We start from the raw sequence: 3,703 nt of genomic DNA, 5'->3' as shown, positions 1-3,703 counted from the left end.
GGCGCTCCGGCGCAGAGACCGGCGCCCGCGCCATCGACTGGGGCGTCGCCGCCCCGGCGCTGATCCTCGTGCTCGCCATCGCGGTGTGGGCCATCGCGGCGCCCGGCGGCTTCGGCGAGGCGTCGAATGCGGCTTTCGAGTGGCTCGTCGGCAAGCTCGGCTGGGCCTTCATCATCGCCGCCGTGGTCTTCTTCGTGGCCATGCTCGCTCTGGCGTTTTCGTCCTTCGGCCACATCCGGCTCGGCCGCGACGGCGAAAAGCCGGAGTTCTCCACCGGCGGCTGGATCGCCATGATGTTCGCCGCCGGCATGGGCATCGGCCTGCTGTTCTACGGCGGCTACGAACCGCTGTTCCACTACCGCAACGGCGTGCCCGGCCACGCGCCCGGCAGCGCCGAGGACGCGTTCGCCCACACCCTGCTGCACTGGGGGCCGGTGGCGTGGGCGACGTACGCGGTCGTCGGCGGCGCGATCGCCTACTCGACGTTCCGGATGGGACGGCCGCAGCTGATTTCCGCGGCGTGCGCCCCGCTCATCGGCGAGCGCCGCGCCCGCGGCTGGCTGGGCAAGCTCATCGACGTGCTGGCGATCTTCGCCACCGTCTTCGGCACCGCCATGTCGCTGGGGCTCGGGGCGTCGCAGATCTCCGAGGGCTTCCGGGCCACCGGCGTCATCGCCGACCCCGGGGTCGGCGTGATGCTCGCCGTCATCGGAGTGCTGTCCATCGGGTACCTGGTGTCGGCGATGTCCGGCGTGGCCCGCGGCGTGCAGATCATGTCGAAGCTCAACATGTGGATGGCCGCCGCCATCGGCGCCTTCGTCCTCATCGCCGGGCCCACCGTCGCCCAGCTCGACTCGATCCCGATGGCGCTGGGCTCGTACCTGGACCAGTTGTTCGAGATGACGTCGCGCTCCGCCGCGTCCGCCGACGGCACCGCCGGCGAGTGGTTGGGCTCGTGGACGATCTTTTACTGGGTGTGGTGGGTGTCGTGGACGCCGTTCGTCGGCATGTTCCTCGCCCGCATTTCCCGGGGGCGGACCATCCGCGAGTTCGTCGTCGGCATCGTGGTGGTGCCGTCGGTGCTGACGCTGGTGTGGTTCTCCATCTTCGGCGGCACGGCCATCGAGTTCGAGCGCACCGGCCGGTCGATCTGGGGCGACGGCACCGCCGAGGCCATGCTGTTCGCCTTGATCGACGAGCTGCCGTGGCCGGGCATCGTGTCGGTGTTCACGATGGTGCTGCTGGCGACGTTCTTCATCACCACCGCCGACTCCGCGTCGACGGTGATGGGCACGATGAGCCAGCGCGGCCGCGTCAACCCGACCCCGTGGGTGACGGGGGTGTGGGGCCTGATGACGACGCTCATCGCCGTCGCCATGCTGCTTTCCGGTGGCACCGACATCCTGTCGTCGCTGCAGACGATCATCATCGTCGCCGGATCTCCGTTCCTGCTGGTGGTCATCGCGCTGCTGGTGTCGTTGATCCGAGGCGTGGCCCACGATCCCAGCCGCCTGGACGAGAAGGCGGCCCGCACGGTGCACCTGCGCATGTTGCGGGAGCAGCGGGCGCGGGAGAAGGCCGAGCAAAAGGTACGGAAGCGGGTCCGCAAGGTGACTCGACGCTGAGCCCGGGGGCACCCCGCGCACCTCGCTGCGCTGCGCCAATCGCGTCTGCCCGATAGATTCATCGGGAAATGTGATGTTTCTCGATGTCTCGGCGAAAGGGGCATGGGTGTGCTGATCGGCAGGCGGGGGTTTCTCGCCCTCGGTGGCGCGGCGGTGGCCACGTCGACGCTGACCGCGTGTTTGGGGTCGGTGGAGGAAAACGAGCTGGTCGCGGAAGTCTTCCGCCGGGGCGGCGGGTTCAGCGACCGGTTCATCCTCGACGCGTTGTCCCGCTTCGCCGAGCATGCGGGGTATTCCACCGTGAAGGATCTTCGCCTGCGGACGCTGTCGCTCCAGTCGATTCACGCGGTGCATGGTGAAGTGTCGATGGCGTCGAACCCGGACGAGTGCGATCTCGTGCGATGGGACGGGCGCAGTCTCTGGACGAGTCCGTCGGGCACCGAACCGTCCCCGCACTTCCTGCCGGCCGATGTTCCGGCCATGATCCGGGATCCTCGCCCGATGTTTCTCGCCATGGCGGAAGAGTTGGGGGAGCCGGCGAAGGGCTTCAGCCTCATCGCGACGCTGTTGACCATGGGCGATCGCGCCGATGAGCGGATCGTTCCCGTGTTGAACGGATCGGCGACCTCGGAGCGGTCCTCGGTGAGCATGTCGTTCGACCCGGCCACCGGTGCCGGAATGGGGGTGCACTGATGGCGCGGGACATCGGGATCTTCGTGATTATTCGGGTGCTGCCGCTGCTGGTGCCCCTGATCATCCTTTACCCCATCTATCCGGCGTTCTTCGAGCACGTGCCGTTCCTGCTGTGCGGCGGCGACGGCGGTGAGGTTCATACGGTCCGGGACGTGACGCACCCGGGACCGGGAGAGACGGCGGTGAGCTTCGATTACTACTGCCTGAGCGACGCCGGTGAACTGACCGTCGTGCGGTGGTACCGGGTCTTCGCAGCGTTCCTGGTGGTGGGCGTGGCCATCGCGGCCCTGGTGCAGGTCGTGGATTCGGTCCGGCGGGCGGTTAAGCAGGCTCGATGAGGGGCGCGGCCTTCGCCAGGATTTCCGCCCACTCCGCGTCGGGGTCGGAGTCGATGGTGATTCCGCCGCCGACGCCGGCTTCCACGGTGACGGCGTCCGCGTCGGCGTCGTGAAGCACGGAACCCGGGCCCCGGAACTCCGCGGTCCGGATGGCGACGTTGAGCTCCAGCATCTCGCCCGTGGAAGCCCCGATGGCGCCGCAATGCACGCCGCGCGCGACCGGCTCCCATTCCGACAACAGTTCCGCTGCCCGGTTTTTCGGGGTGCCGGTGACGGATGCGGGCGGGAAGCAGGCGTCGATGAGGTCGGCGTGCGGCAGCGTCTCGGGCAGCGTCGCCGTCACCTCGGACACCAGGTGCCACACGCCGGGCGCGGGCCGCACGGCCAGCAGATCGGTGACGCGCACGCCTCCGGTCACCGCCACCTGACCGAGGTCGTGGCGCACGAGGTCGACGATCATGATGTTCTCCGCCACGTCCTTCTCCGACGCCGCCAGCTCGGCGGGATCGGCGCTCAGCGGCACGGTGCCCTTGATCGGCGATTCGCGCACGGTGCCCCCGTCGCGCACCAGGAACTCCTCGGGACTCAGCGACGCGACCACGATGTCACGGCCGTCGTCGTCGATTCCGGCGAGGAATGCCGCGCGCACGGGGGAGTGCGTGACGACGCGACGCGCCCACCACCCTGCAGCGGCGTGCACGGTCGGATTCGGGGCGGGCGCTTCCACGGCGGCTGACGGCGAGGTTGCGGTGGTGGCACCGGCGACGACATCCGGCGGCGTCACGGTGCCGTGGAATCGCGTGGAAAGGCACGCCTGGTAGACGTCGCCCGCGCGGATGGCGTCGAGGCAGTCGAGGACGCCCTGCTGGTGAGCGGCATGGTCGCCGTCGTCCCATGCGATGACGGGGTCCTCCGGAAGTTCGAAGGCGGCCGCGTCGGAGAGCAGCGCGGGCAGCGCCGCGGCCAGCTCCGGTGACGCGCCGGGCGCCACGGACCACGTGCCCGCGGCGGGGGAGTCGGAGGCTCCGTCAGCATTCGCGGCGGCAT

4 protein-coding genes are annotated in these 3,703 nt (G+C 69.5%); 3 read left to right on the top strand and 1 reads right to left on the bottom strand.

What is annotated here, in order from left to right:
* The 3 genes from GX015_RS07335 to GX015_RS07325 all read left to right on the top strand — a co-directional run.
* Positions 1–1,625, top strand: a 1,625-nt coding sequence (locus GX015_RS07335; RefSeq protein WP_366926254.1) for a BCCT family transporter, incomplete at its 5' end; no start/stop codon positions are given.
* 108 nt (positions 1,626–1,733) lie between these two features.
* Positions 1,734–2,318, top strand: coding sequence for a hypothetical protein (locus GX015_RS07330; protein ID WP_291343990.1), 585 nt, complete (start codon positions 1,734–1,736; stop codon positions 2,316–2,318).
* Positions 2,318–2,656, top strand: a complete 339-nt coding sequence (locus GX015_RS07325) for a hypothetical protein (RefSeq protein WP_291343988.1) — start codon at positions 2,318–2,320, stop codon at positions 2,654–2,656. Before GX015_RS07330 ends, GX015_RS07325 begins: the two co-directional genes overlap by 1 nt.
* Here the strand turns inward: GX015_RS07325 and GX015_RS07320 are convergent.
* The coding region (locus GX015_RS07320) for a chorismate-binding protein (RefSeq protein WP_291343986.1) at positions 2,640–3,703 on the bottom strand (1,064 nt) is incomplete at its 5' end. The two genes, GX015_RS07325 and GX015_RS07320, sit on opposite strands and share 17 nt — an antisense overlap.

Origin of the sequence: Corynebacterium sp. (assembly GCF_012837295.1) — a bacterium.
Taxonomy (GTDB): Bacteria; Actinomycetota; Actinomycetes; order Mycobacteriales; family Mycobacteriaceae; genus Corynebacterium.
This window is presented reverse-complemented; position numbering and strand designations above follow the sequence as displayed.

Excerpts from the sequence above, each read along its gene's own strand:
- GX015_RS07325 (WP_291343988.1), top strand. The coding sequence starts at position 2,318 with ATGGCGCGGGACATCGGGATCTTCGTGATTATTCGGGTGCTGCCGCTG.